The following is a 20,033-nucleotide window of genomic DNA, read 5'->3' as shown; positions in this document are numbered from 1 at the left end:
TTCAGGTCCTCGATGTCCTCGGGTGAGGCGAGCGGGTTGGCCGGCAGCCGGGTGTTCTCCTCGAAGATCTCCTCGGCCCGGCGGTAGGAGAGCCGGGGCCGGCTCCGAGCATCACGCAGTGCTGCATGTCCGTTCGCCGTGGCTGTACGAGAACAGGGCCGAATGCGCGAGCCCGCCAGTAGATCGGGCCACCACGATCGGGTCATTGTTAAGGAAGTACTTGACTATAAATGTGTGCCGACTCATAGTTAAGGACATGCCTAACTATGGCGGATCGCTGGACCGGGTGTTCCAGGCGCTGGCGGATGGAACGCGCCGGGCGATGGTGCAGCGCCTGATCCGCGGGCCGGTGTCGGTCAGCGAACTGGCCAGGCCACTGGAGATGTCGCTACCGGCGGTCATGCAGCACATCCAGGTGCTGGAAGCGTGCGGGCTGGTCAGATCCGAGAAGATCGGCCGCGTCCGCACCTGCCGCATCGAGCCGGACGTACTGCGGACGGCCGAGGACTGGCTTGCCGAGCAGCGCACGTCCTGGGAACGACGCCTGGACCGGCTCGGCGACTACCTGCTCGATGATCCTGGCACACCGGAGCAAGGGAGCTTGTGATGATCGACCGTTCTGTCACACACGCCACGTTCACCCTCGAACGCCTCTACCCGGCCACGGCGGCCCGGGTGTTCGCGGCATGGGCCAACCCGAAGGCGAAGGCCCGCTGGTTCTCCACCCCCGATGCGGACCATGAACTGGACTTCCGGGTCGGGGGCCGGGAGGTCAACCGCAGCCACCCGGACAGCGGCCTGTCGATGACGTTTGAGTCGTTGTACCGCGACATCGTCCCAGACGAGCGCATCGTCTACACCTCCATGTTGCACGTGGGAGACGACCTAGCGACGGTGTCGCTGACGACCGTGGCGTTCTGCCCGGCCGATGGGGGCACGCGGCTGGTCCTCACCGAGCAGGGCGCCTTCCTCGATGGCCGGGAGGAGCCCTCCTGGCGGAAGCACGGCACCGGCGACTGGCTTGACGCGCTGGGCGTCGAGCTGGGTGCGGGAGGGCATGAGTGAGCCCGCGGGCGGCCGCCTTGAGGTGGCGAGTGCTGGTGCTGCTGGGCACGGCGTTCTTCATGACCATCCTGGACGGCACCAGCTTGCTCACCGCCCTGCCGGCCATCGAGCGGGAGTTTCGGGCGCACGGCACCGCCGTCCAGTGGGCGGTCACGGCCTACGCGCTGGCCTTTGCGGGCCTGCTGCTGTTGTGCGGCCGCGCCGCGGATCTGCTCGGCCGCCGCAGGGTCTTCCTGGCCGGAATGTCGCTGCGCGTGGTGGCCTCGTTGGGATGCGGGTTCGCCCCGACGGTCGAAGCCCTGGTCGCAGCCCGCGCTTTGCAGGGTGTGTCGGCCGCCATCATCGCCCCCGCAGCCTTGTCCATGGTGATGAACGCCTTCGCTGAAGGCAGCGAGCGAAACAGGGCACTGGGAATCTGGGGCGGGATCGGAGGGTTCGGTGCCACCGCCGGGCTGCTGCTGGGCGGCCTGATCACCGATACGCTCGGCTGGCAGTGGGTCTTCTGGATCAACGTCCCGGTCGGGGTGGTGGTGCTGATCCTCGCGCCGGTGATGCTGATCGAGAGCCGGAACGAGGTGCGTGTCCGCTCCTTCGACCTGGCCGGGGCGCTGACGGTCACTTCGGCTCTCGTGCTGTTCGTCTACGCCATCACCGGCGTCCCTGACGTCGGATGGTCCAGCCACCAGGTCCTCGGGCCGCTGGCGGGTGCGATGGCGCTGACCGGCTTGTTTGTCGTGATCGAACGGCGGTCCAAGGCGCCGCTGGTGCCGTTCGGGGTCCTGCGGTCGCGTTCCCTGGTCGGTGGCGACCTCCTGCTTCTCGTCACGGGCATGGCGGTCGACGGCATGCTCATCATCCTCACCGCCCACGCGCAGTCGGTGCTCGGCTGGTCGCCCGTGCGGTTCGGCCTCACGGCCGGGGTGATGACCGTGGCGGCCGTCGTCGGCGCTCTGGTCTGCCAGCGGGTTGTGACCAGGATCGGCGTGCGTCCGGTCGCGACTGTCGGCACTGCCCTGCTCGGTGGATCCTGCCTGCTGCTCACCCGGGTGGTGTCCGAGCACAGCTCACCGGAACTGCTGACTTTTGCCCTGTTGGTCTTCGGGGCGGGCATGGGCACCGCCACCGTCTGTGCCCAGATCGCGGCGTTCACCGGTGTCGCCGAACGGCACTCCGGTCTGGCCGCCGGACTCGCCGATACCTGCTTCGCGGTTGGCACTGCCCTCGGCGTAGCCATCGCCGGCAGCGTTGTCGCCGCGCATGCACCCACGCCTGGGATCGCCGCGCCGCAGACGCTGGTTCCCGGTCATCAGGCCGCGTTCGGCGTGGTCGGCCTCGTCGCGGCACTGGGCTTGGTCATCGCTCTGGCCATGCTCGGCAAGCGATCGGCACCGGTCCCCAAAGAGACCGCGGCGCCTCCCGTTGACCAGATCGTGACCGACCGCATTCCCGCCTGACCCATTGAGGAGCTTCCATGTCCGGCTGTGACCCGGTCGCCGAGATCGGCCCCTTCAGCGACTCCGGCGCCGACGTGATCCCCTGGCCGATCGCACTGCGTGAGCTGGAGCAGGCGCGACTGTTCTGGCTGTCTACCGTCCGCCCCGACGGCCGACCCCACGTGACACCGTTGCTGGCCGTCTGGACCGGCGGCGCCCTGTACTTCGCTACCGGCGACCAAGAGCGCAAGACGCGTAACCTCCACACCAACGACCACTGCGTCATGACGACCGGCACGAACGTCCTGGACGGTATCGACATCACCATCGAGGGACGTGCCGAGTTGGTGTGCGGCCCGGCTGAACGCAGCACCACCGCCGACGCCTACGAGGGCAAGTACGGCGACCTCCTGACCAGCTCGGACGGCACCTGGTATGGCCTCGGTGATGCCATCCGCTCCGGCAAGGTTCTGCTGTACCGCATCGATCCGGAGGTCGGATTCGCTTTCGGCAAGGGCGAGACGTACAGCCAGATCCGCTACCGCTTCCAGCGCTGACCGTTGATTCTGCGGCCGCGTGTCAGGCGGCCGAGCACCGGCCACCGTCGCAGAATGAGGATGTCGGGCTCGCTCTCGCGCATCCAGCACGACGTACACAGACCGCTCCGGCGGACCTGGCGGTTGGTCCAGAAGGCGGGTTCGACCCCGGACCGGTGGGCCTCTCGGTCATCGTCCGGCAGGCGCCACCACGCGGGCGAGGTCAGCACGGTGGCCCAGGGCCCGGGGCAGCCACATGCCGGGGTCGCGCCATGCGAGACGGAGCTTGAGCAACAACGGAACGGCCAGTGACGGTAAAGGGTGCCGTCGGAGTTGGTGAACACTCCAACTTCTCAACACGTTTTCCGACACCGGTCGGGCGGTCCGCCATCCGGACCTGCCAGTAGGAGCGGAACGGTGAGCCGGGCTTACTGTCACATCAGTTGACAGTTGGGCCGATCGGCCCAACTCATGCCCCCTGTTGAGAAGAGGAGACCGGGTACCTACTCTCGCAAACGATCCATTCCCGGAGCAAGATCGAAGTCCGAAGGCGAGAGCAGCCGGGCCCTCGATCTGCTCCCACAACTCGTTCTCACGCGAACGCGGAGCTGCTCATTTCTGAACCGGAGGGGACCGGCCACCTGATCCGAGAGAAAGCAGGCAGCGTCCCGGTAGGGGAGGACTGACCGCAGGCCGGAGATGCCCCGAGCCATATACCGGACAGTGCATGAACTCTGTCCGGTTTCCCACCGTGATCGTCGCAGGTCAAAGTCCTGATGACAGCGTGTACGCCAATGCGGCCACGGACCCTGCCTCGCTGCCCCCGGCCGAAACCGAGCTCTGACCGCTCGACACACAAACCCTGTGTGACCTGGGACGACGGCTCCGGAATGTACTTCATTGCAGCACTCTTACCGACAGGCCGACTTGCAATAGTCATGCTCGACCGGCCTGCCAAATCGGTCAACCGGCCACGATCCCGCGCAGCCATCGGATGGCGAAGAACAGCAATATGGCCTGGAGGAGACCCGCTACGGTCATTAAGAGCCAAAGCACCTTGTCGCCGTTGGCGAGCACCCATTCGAGTACGGGTCCTGGGCTGAGGGACAGTCGGAATCTTTCGAACAGCCAGCTGACTAGAAAGCTCGATGGTGCCGCAACGAAGAGGACGATAGCGAACTCCAGTCCTCCACGCTTTCCGAGATGAGGAAGAGCATGGGCCGCTGCGGCAAGGACTAGGATGGCGTAGACGCCAGCGATTATTCCTTCGACCTGGATTCGCATCGTAAGCTCCTGTGGAAGTGCCCTCCCTCGTCCCTTGGTGGGACGAGGTCCGAGTGCGCACGTAGCTCCGGTGCCGCGTGGCCGACCACACTGCGGATGTGCTCGGCGACCACCGCCGGCACCTCGGCCAACTTCGGGAAGTGCCCCAGCCGCTGATAGGCCTTCAACCACACCAGCAAGGCCAACAGAGGCTGATCATCGTGCGTCTTGCCGCGGGCCCACTCCACCTCATCAGCCGACGGGGTGAAAACCTCCGCCAGCTCCCGCGCCGACACCGCACGCGTGAACCTCGGGTACGCCGTCCGGTCGATCGATGCCACCCGAACCCCCGGAAACCGCCACCAACCAGCGCGAACCCCAGGATTCTAACGACCAATGATCAAGCCGTGGCCTGTTTCTGCCGTATTCCGGTGGCACCCCTATGGGGGTTCCGGTAGTAATGGCCGTGAATCCAACGATGTTGCCGCTGATCTGCGGAGACTCCTTGGCAACATGATCATGTGGATGGCGGGCCAAGCTCTATCCATGCAGGTCAGACCCATATCCGTTGTATTTTCCGCGATTACCACGGGGACCTCCTCCGACGGCGGCGACCCCGACCAGGACTCCTCCTGGCCCTGAGCCTCGGCCGCTCAGTAGAAGAGATTGAGGACCAGCATCACGACGAACATCAGCACAGAGGCGGCGGCCACCACGCCGCCGCCGACCGCCGCCGCCTTGAGACCACGCCTGACGCGGAAGCGGTACAGCAGTACGTAGGGTATGAACGACAGGCAGAGCGGGGCCATGGAGAGGAACATCAACGATCTCGTCGCCCCTCGCATGCCGGTGGGCAGAACCCAGTCGCCCTCGGGGGTGAGCGCGGCGCGGAAGGACTCCCCCAGCTCCACACCCGAGACGGTTTTGACGATGACGGGCTCCCGTGCCGGGTCGTCGAACACGAGGCGCGCCTCGCTGTGGTAGCTGTTTCTGCCGACGCGCTCGTGCACCACGACGGTGGCGGTTCCCGGTGTACCCGTCACCCCGAGTGCCACCTTCAGATCGGGCAGGGCGTTGGTGACTATCGCCACGACGAGTATCCATGGCAGGAAGCTGAGGAAGAGTACTTGATTGCGGCCAACGTAATAGTGTCCAGCGTACGGCTTGAAGCTTTCGGCCCGATCTCGTTTCTCCACGAGCCGCCAGTCGGCCTGCTCGCGCCGCTGCCTGGCCAGCGCCCTGGCCTGTCTGCGGGTGGGGGTCTTTCTCGTATGGACGAGTGGCTTGGTCGGCTTCTTGGCCCTGGGCATGTCTCCACGGTGGACCACCGTGCTTGGAAGTCACCTGCGACCGACTAGTAGTACTTGGTTACCTCTCCCTTCCTGAGCCATGGACGGGAGCGGAGACGGCCGGCGCCAACGCGAAGCACCCCAAAGGGGCCGCGTAGTGGTTGGGGCCGGTGGTCGCAGCGGGCGAAACCTCCAGGCTGACCTCGGATACGTCCTGATCACTCTTGGCCGCTGCGTACCGGGACCATCGGCCCGCAGAGCGGACGTCAGAACATGGGAAGCAGTAGCCGTTACTCACGTCGCCATGGTCCTCCGGTGGCAAGTCCCGACGAAGGAGGGGTGCCGTTAAGAAGCGCGTCACCAGCCCCAAACGGTAACGTCTCCGCAGGTCAGACGGAGTGTCTTCCGTCGAAGCATCGGCTCGCTGGAACCGCCACAGCTCTCAAATGCAAGCCGTTGACCTGCATGTTCTCGCTCGTTCGGGGCTGGTGACGCGCTTCTTAACGGCACCCCAACAAAGACGCCTTTCTGTGGAAAGGTGGAGGAATTACGCCTTTTCGAGCCGGCTGGTGAGCGGAAGCAGCACCAGCGGGATCACGACGGCCGCCGTGAGTGCGGCCAGCAACGGCACGCGTTCGCCGGGCGTGAGATGGTGCAGCATCTGGATGTGGATCACTAGGTGCGGCGCGGCGAACACCAGGTACACGGCGAGCGCCGTACGGGCCATGCTCCGCCGTACGATGAAAAAGCTCACGCCCAGCACCACCGACGTGGCCAGGCTCATCGCGCCGTAGTCCATCATCAGATGCGCGTTGTACGGCATGCGCATCCCCACCCACGGAATGTCGAAGAACGAGCGGGGCAACAACAGCGCCCAACCCCCCACGGCGAACTGCGCTACGGCGAGGAAGGCCAGGCCCGCCCGCAGCCAGGTGAGGGCACTCATGCGGCGAGGAACTGCTCGAAGGTGATGCGGCCGTCGGCGTGCTCAGGGGTGAGATGTCCCCCTTCACGGTAGCCGCGGATGCCGGCCCCGGGCATCGGCACCGACACCACCGGCCGGCGGCTGGGGCGCGAGCGGGCGTAAGCGCGGGCCAGATCGGCGGCGGGGCGCACCTCGGGCCCGCCCATGTCCGGCGACCGGCCGGCCGGTGGCGCGCCGGCCAGCGTGACCAGGCGGGCGGCCACCTCGCCGGCGTCGACGGGCTGGAAGCTGACCCCGCTGGGCATCACGATCATCGGCAGCCAGCGCTGGCTCGTGCACATCCAGACGATGAGCTCGTGGAACTGGGTCGTACGCTGGATCGTCCACGGCAGGGCGGAGCGTTCCACGAGCTGCTCGCAGGCCAGCTTCGCCCGGTAGTAGGCCATGTCCACCTGGCCGACGCCGACGATGGACACGTACATCAGATGCGGGCGCCCGGCTCGCACCGCCGTCTGGATGAGGTTGCGCGTGCCAGCGATGTCCGCACGGCCGTTACCGGTCGCGCAGTGGACAATCACACCGACGCCGTCGACCGCCTCCTCCAGGCCCTCACCGGTGAGCAGGTCACCGCACCACGTCTGCTCATCCGATGGCGGCTTGCGGCTCAGCACGCGGACGGCATGACCGTCCGACAGAAGCTGTGGCACGAGCGCGCGGCCGAGCCGGCCGGTACCGCCCGTCACCAGGATCGGGTTCGTCACGGGTAGGAATCCTCCGCGGAGAGCGCGATGCCGGTGTTCCGGCCTCGCGCGGCTGTCAGGTCACCGCCTCACGCCGGGTCCGGCGTGAGGCGGTCACCCGTTAAGAACCGGATAGGCCTCCGGAATGTGACAACCGCAGCTTGTCGGGGTTGGCGATGATGCGAATCCCGCTGATCCGGCCGTTCGACGTCTCCGGTACCAGCACGCCGACCAGCTCCCCGCCGGCCCGGGCCAGCAGCCCCAGTGCGCCGTTCACCTCCGTAGCCGACAGCCGCACCCCCTCACCGGCGATGCTCAACGACCCCACCAAGTAGCGCGCCACCTTGGAGACACCGGAGATGGGCCGCCGAGCGGCGCCGACCCTGCCGCCACCGTCCACCCACACGGTCACGTCCTCGGCCAGCACTTTCTCCAACCCCGGCAGGTCTCCTTGTTCTGCGGCTTTCAGGAAGCTCTCCACCAGGTCGCGGCGGCGGGCCTGGTCCAACCGGCGATCGGAGCGACCACGCGCCTCGGTCAGGCGCCGGCAAGCTCGGGTGTACAGCTGCCGGGAGTTCGCCTCGGAGGAGTTGATGACCTCGGCCACCTCCCGATGGCTGTAGTCGAAGGCTTCGCGCAGGACAAACACCGCGCGCTCCACCGGGTTGAGCCTTTCCAGCAGCACCAGGAAGGCCAGCGAGACGAACTCCCGCTGCTCGGCGCTGTCCAGCGGGCCCAAAGCGCCGCCCGCGGTCAACACCGGCTCCGGCAGCCAAGAACCGACATAGCTCTCCCGGCGCGCACGCGCGGACGTCAACCGGTTCACACACAGGTTGGTGGCGACCTTGGCCAGCCACGCCCACGGCGACGCGACAGCGCTCGCCTGATGCCAACGCAGGAAGGCGTCCTGGACGACGTCCTCGGCCTCCTCAGCCGAACCCAGCATCCGATAGGCCAACCCGAACAGCTTCGAACGATGCCGCTCGAACTCCTCAACCGCATCAACTGTCACGCGCACCAGACTCTCAGCCCCCTTACGGGCCCGGTCGCCTGGAGGCCATGACCGGTGCCGCTCGCCCTGCCGCAGCGATCGGGGACGCGCGGAGCGAGTCGTGCGGTTCATCGAGCTGGAGGATGAAACCCGTCCCAGACGCGGGTCAGCGGGGCGAGCAGGGACGTTCGCTCTGTCGCGTATAATTGATGATCATCTGCGATGGCGTCGATCCCGTCCTGGAGAAATGCCCTCGCGCGGCGGGGGCCAGACTCTATGGTTATCTGCGACAGGGCGCGGAGGCAGGTCGTGGGAGTAGTCCACAGGATCAGAGCCGAACGGCAGGTGCCGGTGCTCAAGGACGCGGTGGAGGAGTTCCTCGCCGGAGTGTCCAATTCCAACACCATCCGCTCCTACGCCACGGCGCTGCGCGCCCTGGCCACGAGATTCGGCTCTTTCGCGCCGGTGATCGCCTTGGAAGGGGAGATGCGGCCGACCTGGTCGCCGCGTGGTTCACCGACCAATGGGGGACGCGCTCGGCGGCCACCGTCAATGCCCGGCTGAACGCGCTGGCCTCGGCGAGTGGCTGGTGGCGGGACCAGGGGTGGATCACCGAGGATCCGTTGCGTCGGCTCAAGCGCCGTACGGTCGAGACTGACCGCACCCGGTGGCTGGATCGTGCCGAGGTGGCCGAGTTGCTCGGCCGGGAGGGGATCGCGCTGCGCGAGCGGACCCTGTGGCGGTTGCTGTATGAATCCGCGGCGCGGACGTCGGAGGTCCTGGGGCTGGACGTGGAAGCTGAATCTTCGGAACCGGAGGGCCCGGGTCCGCCCGAAGGTCAACAGGGTGGGCGGGCGGGAAGGACGGGCAACTCGACGCGGTGTTAGGGAGTCTTGGAGAGGTCCCACAGCCAGAGGCGTTCCCGGCCGGCGCGGATCGCCAAGGTGTGGCCGTTCGCGTAGGCGATCGTGAGTTCTGCCAAGCGTCCGCCCAGGGGTTGGGGGGTGCCGATCTGGCTGCCGTTGAGCAGGTTCCACACGCGTACGTTGCCGTCGTCGGTGGCGGTGACCGCGATGGGGAGGTCGCCGAGGGTGGCGTACTCGACGTCGAGGATGCGGCTGGGGTGGGGTAGGCGGCGGGTGAGGCGGTGGCCGGTGCGCAGGTCCCAGACGTTGAGGGTCTTGTTGCTGACGGCGAGGATGGCGGTGGTGCAGCGGAACTCGGCGATGGCGACGTCGCCCTCGATCGAGTTCACCTTTGGGATGGTGCCCAGCCACCGCCCGCTGGCCAAATCCCAGATCCGGATATTTCGGCTTATGTGAAGAGCGACGCGGCGACCGTCGATCTCGGTGAACCGCATGCGCGGCAACGAGAACCGTCTGTTGACCGGAATCACCGCACCGACTGTCGCCCCGGTCGCGACCGAGCGCAACTGGACATCGTCACCTTCCTCGTACGGCCTGGCCGTACCGTCATAGGCGAGACCGCCGGGAGCGATGTCGGCGGGCGGGTTGCCGGTCTCGATCCGCCGCCGGGTAGCCAGGTCCCAGAGCATGACCACGCCGTCGGCGCTCTGTGTGGCGACCGTTGGGCGACCGTTCCACATGGTCAGCGCAAGACGCCGGATCTGGGCGCGATGCCCCTCGGGCTCGACCGCAGCCAGCAACTTCCGGCTGCTGAGATCCCAGAGCCGCAGCGCGTTGTCACCTCCGCCGACCAGCGCCACCGGCTTCCCGTCGAGCTTGCCCATGGCCAGCCCCACATCGCCGTAGTCATAGTCCGGCACCCCTTCGGCCCGCATCATTCCGAGTTGCCGATGGGTGACCGGATCCCAGAGCGAGAGGCTGCCCGCAGGTGGCCCCTCGGCCTCCTGCGGGCTGCCGTTCGCGGTCACCAGTACGGTCCGGCCGCCCACAACGGCGGCGCGTACGTGGTAGAAGCTGCCCTCCAGGTAGTCCACGTCTTTCCCCGACGCGAGATCGGCATAGGTGGCGGAAAGAGGAGGCGCTATGTATTCATCACCCCCCGTCTCGATGAACACCTTCGTCGCCCGCCCCGCCAGGTTGATCACAGACGGCAATTCCTCCTTCTCCACCGTCAGCCCCTCCGCATGAAACACGTACGTGGATGGATCGGCTTTCACTGGATTCCCGATCGGCGTGAGCGCGGGCAACGACCACATGCGCAAGGTGCCCTCCCTGCCAACGCTGACCGCAACCTGACGCCCCGCGTACCACCCGAAGGCAACCCTGACGACATCCACGTGCCTGATCTCCGGCATACTCACCGGGTCGGCGAACCTTCCCGGAACCCAGCCGGACGACTGCTTACAGGGCTTTTCGGGAACGGGCCAGGCGTTCCAAAAGGCGGCCGAGCCCCGGGGCACGACCGCGACAGTCAGCAGACAGCCCGCGATCAGCAGATTCCTCAACACGCCTGGTGAGATGGCGAAACTCCGCAAGAAGTTCGCAACGCGCCCTAGTCGTGATCTTGTCCCCGCTACGCGCCCTTGGAGCCCCTGACAAGAGGACCGCCCACGCGACCCTTCGTCGCGCTGGTTGCCGTGGTTCTCCCATCTGCCCACCCTGTTGCCCTTCGGGCGGGGGCTTCCGCTGGGCGGACCCGGAGGGGCCTCTTGACAGGATTTTTCGTTCCGATGTTCCTCAACCCCCATGACCCAGAGCAGGACTGACGCTCACCTGCCGCGGGGCCGTCCATAGCCCAGCCCCGCCCGCCGTCCCGTGTGAGCGGTGCCTTCCCTGTCCTGTTCAAGGGAAGGTAGGACCCTTGCTGTCGGGGTGTTCAGTCACCATCAGGTTTCCACTGTGCCGCTGTTCCAGGTTTAGAGATATGCAGGAATGATCGAAGCATGAACACACCGGCGCTGGCGGCATGGCACCGCGAGAAGAACGCCCGCTGGCACGAACTCCTCCGCCCCGAGATAGCCCGCCGCCTCGGAGCCGACCCGGCCGACACCACCGACCCGCGCGCCGACGCCGTGATCGCCGCGGCCCTGGGCTGCGTCGAGGCCGCTCTGACCGCGTGGACCGCCAGCGATCAGCCACGAGCGCTGTCGGAGATCCTGGACCGCGCGATGGGGGTGGTGTTCACCCCGGAGCAACCGAAGTGAGCTTCGCTTTTAACCCGATGACGAGTGTCAGGCCGCCTGGTTGGTCGTTTTGATGGCCGGATGGCGGGGAGCAGGGTCACGGGTGGTGCCGCGCGGGCGGCCCGGGGAGTGTCGATTCCTCCCTTGGCGAGCGCGGCTGGGGACACGTTCGGGAGCGGAGGGCCGGCTCAGGATGTCGGTGATGTGATGCCGTGGCCGGCTGTGGTTCTGGTGAATCGGCGGGCGAGGTGTTCGAAGGCGTCGGTGAGTTCGTCGGGGCCGATGACTTCGATGTCGGCGTCGTAGCGGGCGATGGCGGCGGCGAGGCTGGGCCAGGACCAGGATCCGAGGGTGAGCCGGCAGCGGTAGGGGCTGGTCTCCTCGACGAGTCCGTCGCGGGTGTAGAGGGCCACGGTGGCGGCGGGCAGGTCGAGGATCACTGTGCCTTGGCAGGGCCAGTTGCCCGAGGCGTCGCCGGAGCCGCGGAACGTGCTGGTGACGAAGGTGGCGGCGTCTCCTCCGGGCAGTACGCGTGGAGTGAACCGGGGCCCATTGGGGGTGCGCGGGGTAATCCGGTCGGCGCGGAAGGTGCGCCAGTCGTCGCGGTCGAGGTCCCAGGCGATGAGGTACCAGCGTCCGTCCCAGGCGATGACGTGGTGGGGTTCGACGCGGCGCGGGGGTTTGTCCGTGACCTCGGCACCGTAGTCGAAGCGCAGGATCTCGCGGGCGTGGACGGCGGCGCTGACAGTCAGGAGCACGTCGCCGTCGACCGGGGTGGCCGGCCGGGTGATGGGTCGTTCAACGGCGGTGACGCGCAGCGCGTCGATGCGGTGCCGGAGCCGGGAGGGCATGACCTGCCGGATGGTGTTCAGTGCCCGTTCGGCGGGTTCGGCGAGGCCGTTGCCGGGGGTGGTGGCGGCGATCTGCAGGGCGATGGTGAGGGCGACGGCCTGTTCGTCGTCGAACAGCAGTGGGGGTAGTTCGGTGCCGGCGCTGAGCCGGTAGCCGCCGTCAGGGCCTTTGACGGCGGCGATGGGGTAGCCGAGCTCGCGGAGCCGGTCGACGTCGCGGCGCACGGTGCGCAGACTGACGTCCAGGCGATCGGCCAGCACCGTGCCGGACCAGTCCCGGCGGGTCTGCAGCAGCGACAGCAGGGCCAGCAGTCGGGCAGAAGTTTTCGGCATGAACCTGATTCTGCCCAAAGTAGGTGCCACATCCTGTCACCTACCCCTGCGAATCTTCGTCTCGAGCCGGTCAGCCACCGCGACCCGGACGGCCCTCTTTCAACACTGACGGAGTCAGCACCATGTTTGATGTTCCGGGCCATCTGAGATCAGCAGCGCGGTGGGGATTCACCGATTCGGCCGTCCGACACCCCCTTCCCTGGTTCTCTCAAACGAGACTTACCAGCCCATACCGGGCGTACCGCGCCTGGAAAATCAATAAGGAGTCACCAGCATGGCCATCTCCACCACCACCCACCTGAACTTCCGCGGCGACGCCCGCGCGGCGCTGGAGTTCTACCAGACCGTGTTCGGCGGCCACCTCACCACCATCGCGTACGGCGACTTCGGCATGCCGAAGGAACTGCCCGACGCCGACAAGATCGTCTTCGGCCAGGTAACGGCCGACAACGGTTTCAGCATCATGGCCTACGACGTGCCCAGCCAGGCACCGGCCGCCGCCGCGCCCGCCGCCACCACTCGCGAGCACGGCATGACGCTGACCGGCGAGCGGTTCTTCGTGTCCGTCCGCGGCGAAACCGCCGAGGAAGTCGGCGCGCTGTGGGACAAGCTCGCCGACGGCGCCGACCTCATCGAGAAGTACGGCCCGTCGCAGTGGGCCCCGGGCTTCGGGATGCTGACCGACCGCTTCGGCGTCACCTGGATCCTCGACGTCGCCGCCCCGTACGCCGGCTGACCACCAACGCACTCATCCGGTCCGAGGCGGCCTTCCCAGGCCGCCTCGGACCACCCGGCCCTCCGCCTTTCGAAGGAACAGATCATGCGCACTCGCCCCCTCGGCCGTAGCGGCATCAAGGTCAGTCCCTACTGCCTCGGCACCATGATGTTCGGCCCGTTCGGCAACCCCGACCCCGACGACTGCGTCACCATCATCCACCGGGCCCTCGACGCCGGCATCAACTTCATCGACACCGCCGACGTCTACGGCGGTGACGGCGAAACCGAACGGATCGTGGGCAAGGCGCTGCGCGGCCGACGCGACGACGTGGTGCTCGCCACCAAGTTCAACGGCCCCATGGGCACCGACCCCAACCAGCGCGGCAACTCCCGCCGCTGGATCGTCACCGCGGTCGAGAACTCGCTGCGGCGTCTCGGCGTCGACCACATCGACCTCTACCAGGTCCACCATCCCGAGCCCGGCACCGATATCGAGGAGACCCTCGCCGCCCTGACCGACCTGATGCGGGCGGGTAAGGTACGCGCGATCGGCCATTCCAGCCTGCCGGCCGCGGAGATCGTCGAGGCCCAGTGGGCTTCCGAACGGCGCGGGCTGGCCCGCTTCCGCACCGAACAGCCGCCGTACTCGATCCTGAACCGCGGTATCGAGCGCGACGTCCTCCCGGTCTGCGAGCGTTACGGGCTGGGCACGCTGGTCTGGAGCCCGCTGGCCTCGGGTCTGCTCACCGGCCGCTACCGCAAGGACGGCAACGAACAGGTCTCGAGCGCCCGCATGCACTGGGTGCCGAAGCACATGACCGACAAGCGCAACCACGACGCCGTCGAAGAACTCGTCCCGATCGCCGAGCAGGCCGGTCTGTCGCTCACCCATCTGGCCCTGGCCTTCGTCATCAGCCATCCCGCGGTCACCTCGGCGATCATCGGCCCCCGCACCATGGCGCAGCTCGACGACCTGCTCGCCGGCGCCGGCACCGTCCTCGACGACGACACTCTCGACCAGATCGACAAGGTGGTCCCGCCCGGGGTGAACCCGGGCACGCTCGACATCGCCTACGTACCACCCGCGCTCGAGCAAGCCGACCTGCGCCGCCGCCGCACCGGCGACCGCGCCGCCGCCTGACGCGCCTGTCCACGACCACTGGTAGGAGCGCAAAGTCCCTGAGTGTCGAAGACGACTCCGGTGAAGTCGAAGTTGTGGCCTTGCCAGGATGTGGTGGCCTCCTCGCGGAGGTGGGTGGTGATGACGCGGATGATGGTATGGCGGACCTCACGCAGGCCGGCGAAGGCCAGACGTTCGACTGGATCGCCGTTGTCGGCCCTCCACTCGGGTCCGTGCGACCAGCCGCAAAGTAGCGAGAAAGACCAGGTCACAGCCTCCCGGTAGCATCCTTGATCAGGATGCGAAGCCATAGCGCTCCGCAGTCGTCTGGGATGCCGGTTTTCTCACGGGGCCGATGAACAGCCGCGATGCGGTCCGGACTCTCCGTCGGATGATGGGAGCCGATCACTCACAGCTACTTTGCCCCTGGTGGCGCCGACCCGAGTGGAGGGCCGAATCCGAGGCCGCCGAGCTGTTGTGTGAGCAGGTGGCCAGTGCCGGCGACCTGGCCGGGGTGCTCGCCGGCGGATCGGCAAGGTGCTGGGCCGGACCCGGCGCGCCGCCCGCAACCTGGCCAACCTGGTACTCGACGACGACGGCTCGGCGCACGCGGCCTGGCTGGCCGCCAACGCCGAGCGCAACGCGGTCAACGCCCCGCGCCGGGCGGCCCTGGTCGACCAGGCCCGTCGCCGTGCCCGGGAACTGCGCAGCCGCGGCCACCACGACGCCGCGCCCGCGTTCCTCGGATCCAGCGTGTCAGGGGAGAGGAAGGCCGGGCGGCCGGTGCGCGGCCGGACCGTCGTCGGCCAGGCGCCGCGGCCTCACTGCTCGCCGCGGACCCCGGCGACAGCGATGGACTGCGGTTCAAGGTAGAGGTCCATGGCCTCCGGTCCCGTCTCGCGACCCAGCCCCGACTGCCCGAACCCGCCGAACGGCGCCCTCGTCGCGTGCGTCGCGCCGTTGACGCCGACCCGCCCCGCACGGATCCGCCGCGCGACGGCGTATGCGCGTGCTGCGTCAGCTCCCCACACGGTGGCGGAGAGCCCGTACGGGGTGTCGTTGGCGATGCTGACAGCTCGGGCGTCGTCGCCGTCGTAGGGGAGGATGCAGACGACCGGGCCGAAGATCTCCTCCCGGGCGATCCTCATCCCGTTGTGGACGTCGGCGAAGACGGTGGGTTCGTGGAACCAGCCCCGCGTCTGATGCCGGGGGAGTCCCCCACCGGCGACGACACGGGCACCCTCCGCACGTCCGATCGCGACATAGTGCTCGACCCGCTCGCGCTGCGCGGGCGTGGCGAGGGGACCGAGGTCGGTCGCCGGGTCGCGCGGATCGCCGACGGTGAGTGAGCGGACGTGGGTCGCGAAGGCGTCGACGAACGTCTCGTACCGAGAGCGGGGAACGAGGATCCGGGTCTGTGCGACGCAGGCCTGACCGGTGTTGAGGAACGCCAGCGGCGCGAGCCGGCGCACGGTGTCGTCCAGGGGGGCGTCGTCGAGCACGACCGCGGGTGACTTGCCGCCCAGCTCGAGGCTGACGCGCGCGATCCGCCCCGCGGCCGTGGCGAGGATCCGGCGGCCGACGTCGGAGCTGCCGGTGAAGGACACCTTGTCGACGTCAGGGTGCGCGACGAGCTGCTCCCCGACCTCGGCTCCACCCGGTACCACGTTGAACACCCCGGCAGGCAGCCCGGCCTTGTGGAGCGCCTCCGCGACGACGAACGCGTCCAGGGGCGTCTCCGGCGCGGGCTTGTGGACCACCGAGCAGCCGGCCGCCAGCGCGGGCGCGACCTTGAGCAGCATCGCGCGCTGGGGAGAGTTCCACGGGGTGATCGTGGCGACCACCCCGATGGGTTCCTGCACCACGACGCTCGTGCCGACCGGGTCGGAGCGGTGCTCCTCGGCCAGGTGGGTCAGCGCCAGCTCGGCGTAGTACGGCAGCAGGTCCTGCGCACTGCCCGCCTGTACCCCGTGGGCGAACCGGTGCACGGAGCCGTTCTGGGTGATCACGAGCTCGGTCAGGTCGTCCCGGACGTCCGCCACCAGGCTCGCCGCCGTGCGGAGGACCTCGGCCCGCTCGGTCGGTGTGCGGTCGCGCCAGCGACGGTCCTCGAACGAGGTGCGTGCGGCACGGACGGCGTGGTCGATGTCGGCTGGCCCGGCGACCGGACCGTGGCCGACCACGGTTCCGGTGCTGGGGTCCACGACGGGAACAGTGATGGCGGCGGCGGTCGGGCGTCCGTCGACGAACAACTCGGTACGGTCGAGCATGCGACCCTTTCGCGTCGGGCGGCGCGGTCAGACGCGCGCAGCCTGGATGATCTGGTTGTCGAGGAGCTGCTCGGTCGGGATGTTGGTCTGGTAGCTGAGCGTGCCGAGCCTGCGGAAGTAGGTCTGGGTCTGCTGAGGCACGGAGGGGTTGAAGGGCAGCCCTGGTGCGAACCCGGGCGGTGGGCAGCTGCGAATGACGTCAGCCGGGATCGAGGTGTTCTCCGAGACGATTCGGACGATCTCCGGATCGTCGAAGTAGTTGCCCTGTAGGTCCTTCACGGCACGGTTGAGCGCCCGCAGGAGCCCGACACCGGCGTCGCGGTTGTCGACGGTGAGGCCCGGCCCGACCGCGATCATGTTGCCCATTCCGAGTTCGCCGCCCTTGTCCATTCCGGGCAGGACCACCAGCCGGCCCTCGGTGAGGACCTGGGCCAGCACCGGGTAGAAGGCGAGCGCGGCGTCGACCTGACCGTTGGTCAGCGCGATCGGGGCGTCCGCCGCCGCCATCTCGACGACCTCGATGTCCTCGACCCGGACCGACGCGGTGCTCAGCATGCGATCGAACTGCCAGGCCGACGAGGTCGCACTACCACCAGGAAGTGCGACCTTCTTGCCGCGCAGGTCCGCGACCGCGGTGATCGGACCGTCTTTGCGGACCACGACCTGGATCTGGGGCCTGCCGTCGGCGGAGATCCCGCCGTTGGGTCCGAGCAGCTTCACGTCGAGCCCGCGGGACAGCCCGTTGAAGAACGCCGCGGAGAGGGTGCCGAAGTAGCCGTGGATCTGCCCCGACGCCGCCAGCGGCTGCGCGTCGGTCCCCAGCAGGTTCACCAGCTCGACATCCAGTCCCTCCTCGCGCAGATAGCCCTTGCCCTTGGCGACGTAGATGTGTGCCGAGGTCAGTGAAACCGGTGCGCCCATCCGGAGTTGGGTGAGGCTCCCGCTCGAGACGGCCGGTTCCGAGGGCGATGAGCAGGCCGTCGCGGCCCCGAGCATGGCGGTGCTCAGGAGGAACGTGCGCCGGCTGACAGTGGGGGTGAGCGTCGCTGATCGCATGAGCGGAAGGTAACCGACCTTCTGCAACTCTGTCTACGTAAACGTTGAAAAAATGGGTGCGGCCAGCCTACTCTCTGGTGGGTCGACGACAGAGGGAGACGGAGATGCAGGATCTGCAGGGTCGGGTCGCGGTGGTCACCGGGGCGGGGTCGGGACTGGGCCGGGCCATCGCGCTGCGTCTGGGCCGGGAGGGAATGCGGGTGGTGGCCGCTGACCTGGACGGCGCCAGTGCCGAGGACACCGCGGCACAGCTTGCCGACTCCGGGGTCGAGGCACTCCCGGTCGCCGCCGACATGGCCTCGGTCGCCGCGGTCGAAGGGCTCGCGGACGCGGCCTTCGCGCGGTTCGGGAGAGTCCATCTGCTGTGTAACAACGCCGGTGTGGATGGATACCGCGGTGGGCCCATCTGGGCGGCGGCGCCCGCCGACTGGGAGCGCACGCTGGGGATCAACCTCTACGGGGTGGTCAACGGGGTGCGTACGTTCCTGCCGCGCATGCTCGACGACGAGGACGGGGGATGGCTCGTGACGACCGGCTCGCTCGGGGGCCTGGTGTCCGCCGCGAGCATGTACGGCGTCTCGAAGCACGCGGTCGTCGCCTACATGGAGGCGGTCGACGCGGCGTTGCGCGCGCGGGGGTCCTCGATCCGGACGCTCGTGCTGCTGCCGGGCCCGATCGCGACGGCGTTCGGAGAGCGTGCGCTCGCGGTCGACGCCTCCGCTGTGGCGCGCTCCGAGCGTGAGGCGATCCGCGATCTCGTGGCCTCCGGGAGCGATCCCGCTGTGATCGCCGACGCCCTGCTGGAGGGGCTCCGCAGCGGCGCGGGCTACGTGGTCGCGGGTGGTGATCTCGACGGGTTCCGGGAACGGGTCGCCACCGTCGAGAAGGCGCTCCAGGTTCCCTGAGCGCCGGGGCTGGGCGTGCGTCAACGGATTCTTCGCGAGAGTGCACAGGGCCCCCTGTGCACTCTCGCGATCGTGAACACTCGTGCGTCGTCTGATGCACCGCCACCGCCCGGCTCCTGCCCCGCCTGCTGGCCGGACGCCGGGCCGGACCGGTCTTCCTCACCGCTCGCCGCACCCGGGTCGTGTTGCCGCCTGGCGACCTTGCCCCCGACTCCGGGCGGGCCCGGCTGCCCGGCCGCAGAGCCGCCGAACTGTTCGAGCGGACGACCACCGACTGCCCCGGCGGGCCCTGGACACTCCACCGGCTTCGCCACTCCGCTCTCACCCACGCCGCGGAGGAAGACGTCAACACCAGCACGCTCTTGGCCTGCTCCGGCCACACCTCGGTCGCCTCGCTGGCCCGCTACGCCCGTGTCTCCCCTGAGACCCTGGCCCGTTGGCAGGACAACCGGGACCCGGCGACGCGACGCCGGTAACACCCACAACGCCGCAACCTCTAGCTCCAGGTCAAGGCCATATCCGCCCGATTTTCCGCGAGTACTACGGCGACCCCCGGTTTCGTCGCCCACCGCGGCGCAGACCTTCGCGCGACGCAACCCTGGTGGTGCGCGATGAGCGAGATCCTGCCGGGCCCGGCCTGCCCGGTGTGTGCGAGTCCGATCACCCCGGCCCGGACCGGCCGCCCGGCCCGCTACTGCTCCACCCCGTGCCGCCAGGCCGCGCACCGGGCCCGGCGCCGCGCCGAGGCCACCCTGCAGCAGGCCGCCTGGCAGCGTCGCCAGCTGGCGCGTGACATCGAGCGCCTGGCCGTGGTGGCCGCCGAACTGGTCGAGGCCGAGCACCGCCTGGTCGACGTCGACCAGGCCAACGGTGAGACCTCCGTAGATCCGGCGACCGGGTGGGAGGCGCACCTGGCCGAGCTGGCCACCAACGTCTCCCGCCTGGCCTCCACCATCGCCGGCACCGCCCGGGGCCACGCCGCCAACGCCGCGGACTACCGCCAGGCCGCAGCGGTGACCGGTCGGGTTCGGGTCCTGCCGAGATATGGCCAGAAACGGCCATGAGCCGATGGTGTTCGTAATCTCGGAAGCGGATTGGAGCCTCTCCGAGGCCGGGGAAGGTGGAATCTCGGAAGTCCAGCCGCGAGCTGCCTTCTGCCCAGGTCACCGTCTTCAAGATCCGCCTATGGCCGGTATTACCCGTATCTCGGCCGGACCCGGGGTTCAGCAGCACGGCTAGGACGTCCCTGCAGACGGTCGGGCCGTCCCGGCCGTCTGCCAGGACGTCCCTGCCGGGGAAGACGTACCTGTCGTCGGGCGGGAGTGGGACGACACCGAGCTTTGGCGCTGCTGAACACCCTCGTTGGGTAGACGCTGAACAAGTAGGCGGCGGGGGGTGGACAACGCGACGACGGAACCCGCCCGCCGCCC

General features: G+C 68.3%; 22 protein-coding genes. 12 read left to right on the top strand and 10 right to left on the bottom strand.

The features are described 5' to 3' along the window. Positions 1-256 precede the first annotated feature (256 nt). The 4 genes from ABT061_RS25565 to ABT061_RS25550 are packed head-to-tail and all read left to right on the top strand — an operon-like array spanning position 257 to position 3,055. Positions 257-607 carry an ArsR/SmtB family transcription factor gene (locus tag ABT061_RS25565; RefSeq protein WP_350922330.1) on the top strand — a complete coding sequence of 117 codons (351 nt, stop codon included), beginning with the start codon at positions 257-259 and terminating at the stop codon, positions 605-607. Then, positions 607-1,065, top strand: a complete 459-nt coding sequence (locus ABT061_RS25560) for an SRPBCC family protein (RefSeq protein WP_350922327.1) — start codon at positions 607-609, stop codon at positions 1,063-1,065. The genes ABT061_RS25565 and ABT061_RS25560 overlap by 1 nt, the downstream gene beginning before the upstream one ends. Continuing rightward, on the top strand, positions 1,062-2,519 hold the full coding sequence (locus tag ABT061_RS25555; RefSeq protein WP_350922325.1) for an MFS transporter: 1,458 nt from the start codon (positions 1,062-1,064) through the stop codon (positions 2,517-2,519). Before ABT061_RS25560 ends, ABT061_RS25555 begins: the two co-directional genes overlap by 4 nt. Before the next feature lie 17 nt (positions 2,520-2,536). After that, the gene (locus ABT061_RS25550) at positions 2,537-3,055 is read left to right on the top strand and encodes a pyridoxamine 5'-phosphate oxidase family protein (RefSeq protein WP_350922323.1); all 519 of its coding nucleotides are present in this window, start codon (positions 2,537-2,539) and stop codon (positions 3,053-3,055) included. Between the two features lie 942 nt (positions 3,056-3,997). On the opposite strand, the gene ABT061_RS25545 is transcribed toward ABT061_RS25550, so the two are convergent. The 6 genes from ABT061_RS25545 to ABT061_RS25520 all read right to left on the bottom strand — a co-directional run bounded on the left by ABT061_RS25545 (position 3,998) and on the right by ABT061_RS25520 (position 8,263). Beyond that, a complete protein-coding gene (locus ABT061_RS25545; protein ID WP_350922320.1) occupies positions 3,998-4,318 on the bottom strand; it encodes an SCO4225 family membrane protein in 321 nt (106 codons plus the stop codon). Next, positions 4,294-4,638: a DUF4158 domain-containing protein gene (locus ABT061_RS25540; protein WP_350922318.1), complete on the bottom strand. Its 345-nt coding sequence runs from the start codon at positions 4,636-4,638 to the stop codon at positions 4,294-4,296. Before ABT061_RS25540 ends, ABT061_RS25545 begins: the two co-directional genes overlap by 25 nt. 312 nt (positions 4,639-4,950) lie before the next feature. Next, positions 4,951-5,607 (bottom strand): hypothetical protein, encoded by a 657-nt coding sequence (locus ABT061_RS25535; protein ID WP_350922316.1) that lies wholly within the window; start codon positions 5,605-5,607, stop codon positions 4,951-4,953. Between the two features lie 526 nt (positions 5,608-6,133). Then, positions 6,134-6,532: a hypothetical protein gene (locus tag ABT061_RS25530; protein ID WP_350922313.1), complete on the bottom strand. Its 399-nt coding sequence runs from the start codon at positions 6,530-6,532 to the stop codon at positions 6,134-6,136. Beyond that, on the bottom strand, positions 6,529-7,272 hold the full coding sequence (locus ABT061_RS25525; protein WP_350922311.1) for an SDR family oxidoreductase: 744 nt from the start codon (positions 7,270-7,272) through the stop codon (positions 6,529-6,531). Before ABT061_RS25525 ends, ABT061_RS25530 begins: the two co-directional genes overlap by 4 nt. Before the next feature lie 100 nt (positions 7,273-7,372). After that, positions 7,373-8,263: an RNA polymerase sigma-70 factor gene (locus tag ABT061_RS25520; protein WP_350922309.1), complete on the bottom strand. Its 891-nt coding sequence runs from the start codon at positions 8,261-8,263 to the stop codon at positions 7,373-7,375. 288 nt (positions 8,264-8,551) lie between these two features. Here ABT061_RS25520 and ABT061_RS25515 point away from each other — a divergent pair, with 288 nt between their 5' ends. Then, on the top strand, positions 8,552-8,806 hold the full coding sequence (locus ABT061_RS25515; RefSeq protein WP_350922306.1) for a hypothetical protein: 255 nt from the start codon (positions 8,552-8,554) through the stop codon (positions 8,804-8,806). A 319-nt stretch (positions 8,807-9,125) separates the two neighbouring features. Here the strand turns inward: ABT061_RS25515 and ABT061_RS25510 are convergent, their stop codons facing one another. Then, the gene (locus ABT061_RS25510; RefSeq protein ID WP_350922304.1) at positions 9,126-10,313 is read right to left on the bottom strand and encodes a WD40 repeat domain-containing protein; all 1,188 of its coding nucleotides are present in this window, start codon (positions 10,311-10,313) and stop codon (positions 9,126-9,128) included. Positions 10,314-11,111: 798 nt separating this feature from the next. Here ABT061_RS25510 and ABT061_RS25505 point away from each other — a divergent pair. Beyond that, entirely contained in the window at positions 11,112-11,372 is a 261-nt protein-coding gene (locus tag ABT061_RS25505; protein WP_350922301.1) for an acyl-CoA-like ligand-binding transcription factor, read from the top strand. Between the two features lie 167 nt (positions 11,373-11,539). Here the strand turns inward: ABT061_RS25505 and ABT061_RS25500 are convergent, their stop codons facing one another. Continuing rightward, positions 11,540-12,535, bottom strand: coding sequence for a helix-turn-helix transcriptional regulator (locus ABT061_RS25500; protein ID WP_350922299.1), 996 nt, complete (start codon positions 12,533-12,535; stop codon positions 11,540-11,542). Between the two features lie 274 nt (positions 12,536-12,809). On the opposite strand from ABT061_RS25500, the gene ABT061_RS25495 reads away from it, so the two are divergent. The 3 genes from ABT061_RS25495 (at position 12,810) to ABT061_RS25485 (ending at position 15,245) form a co-directional block, all read left to right on the top strand. Beyond that, entirely contained in the window at positions 12,810-13,271 is a 462-nt protein-coding gene (locus ABT061_RS25495; RefSeq protein ID WP_350922297.1) for a VOC family protein, read from the top strand. Positions 13,272-13,355: 84 nt separating this feature from the next. Beyond that, the gene (locus ABT061_RS25490) at positions 13,356-14,393 is read left to right on the top strand and encodes an aldo/keto reductase (RefSeq protein ID WP_350922294.1); all 1,038 of its coding nucleotides are present in this window, start codon (positions 13,356-13,358) and stop codon (positions 14,391-14,393) included. Positions 14,394-14,909: 516 nt separating this feature from the next. Beyond that, positions 14,910-15,245 carry a hypothetical protein gene (locus tag ABT061_RS25485; protein ID WP_350922292.1) on the top strand — a complete coding sequence of 112 codons (336 nt, stop codon included), beginning with the start codon at positions 14,910-14,912 and terminating at the stop codon, positions 15,243-15,245. On the opposite strand, the gene ABT061_RS25480 is transcribed toward ABT061_RS25485, so the two are convergent. Then, the gene (locus ABT061_RS25480) at positions 15,194-16,642 is read right to left on the bottom strand and encodes an aldehyde dehydrogenase (protein ID WP_350922290.1); all 1,449 of its coding nucleotides are present in this window, start codon (positions 16,640-16,642) and stop codon (positions 15,194-15,196) included. The two genes, ABT061_RS25485 and ABT061_RS25480, sit on opposite strands and share 52 nt — an antisense overlap. Positions 16,643-16,669: 27 nt before the next feature. Further along, on the bottom strand, positions 16,670-17,698 hold the full coding sequence (locus ABT061_RS25475) for an ABC transporter substrate-binding protein (protein WP_350922287.1): 1,029 nt from the start codon (positions 17,696-17,698) through the stop codon (positions 16,670-16,672). 104 nt (positions 17,699-17,802) lie between these two features. Between ABT061_RS25475 and ABT061_RS25470 the strand changes: the two genes are divergently transcribed. The 3 genes from ABT061_RS25470 (at position 17,803) to ABT061_RS25460 (ending at position 19,667) form a co-directional block, all read left to right on the top strand. Next, positions 17,803-18,603 (top strand): SDR family NAD(P)-dependent oxidoreductase, encoded by an 801-nt coding sequence (locus ABT061_RS25470; protein ID WP_350922285.1) that lies wholly within the window; start codon positions 17,803-17,805, stop codon positions 18,601-18,603. A 182-nt stretch (positions 18,604-18,785) separates the two neighbouring features. Then, on the top strand, positions 18,786-19,079 hold the full coding sequence (locus ABT061_RS25465; RefSeq protein ID WP_350922283.1) for a tyrosine-type recombinase/integrase: 294 nt from the start codon (positions 18,786-18,788) through the stop codon (positions 19,077-19,079). A gap of 135 nt (positions 19,080-19,214) precedes the next feature. Continuing rightward, entirely contained in the window at positions 19,215-19,667 is a 453-nt protein-coding gene (locus ABT061_RS25460; protein WP_350922280.1) for a hypothetical protein, read from the top strand. Positions 19,668-20,033: the final 366 nt, after the last annotated feature.

It is taken from the genome of Streptosporangium sp. NPDC002544 (genome assembly GCF_040295965.1).
Taxonomy (GTDB): domain Bacteria; phylum Actinomycetota; class Actinomycetes; order Streptosporangiales; family Streptosporangiaceae; genus Streptosporangium.
Note: the sequence above shows the minus strand (reverse complement) of the source record. Positions and strands in the feature narration are given on the sequence as shown.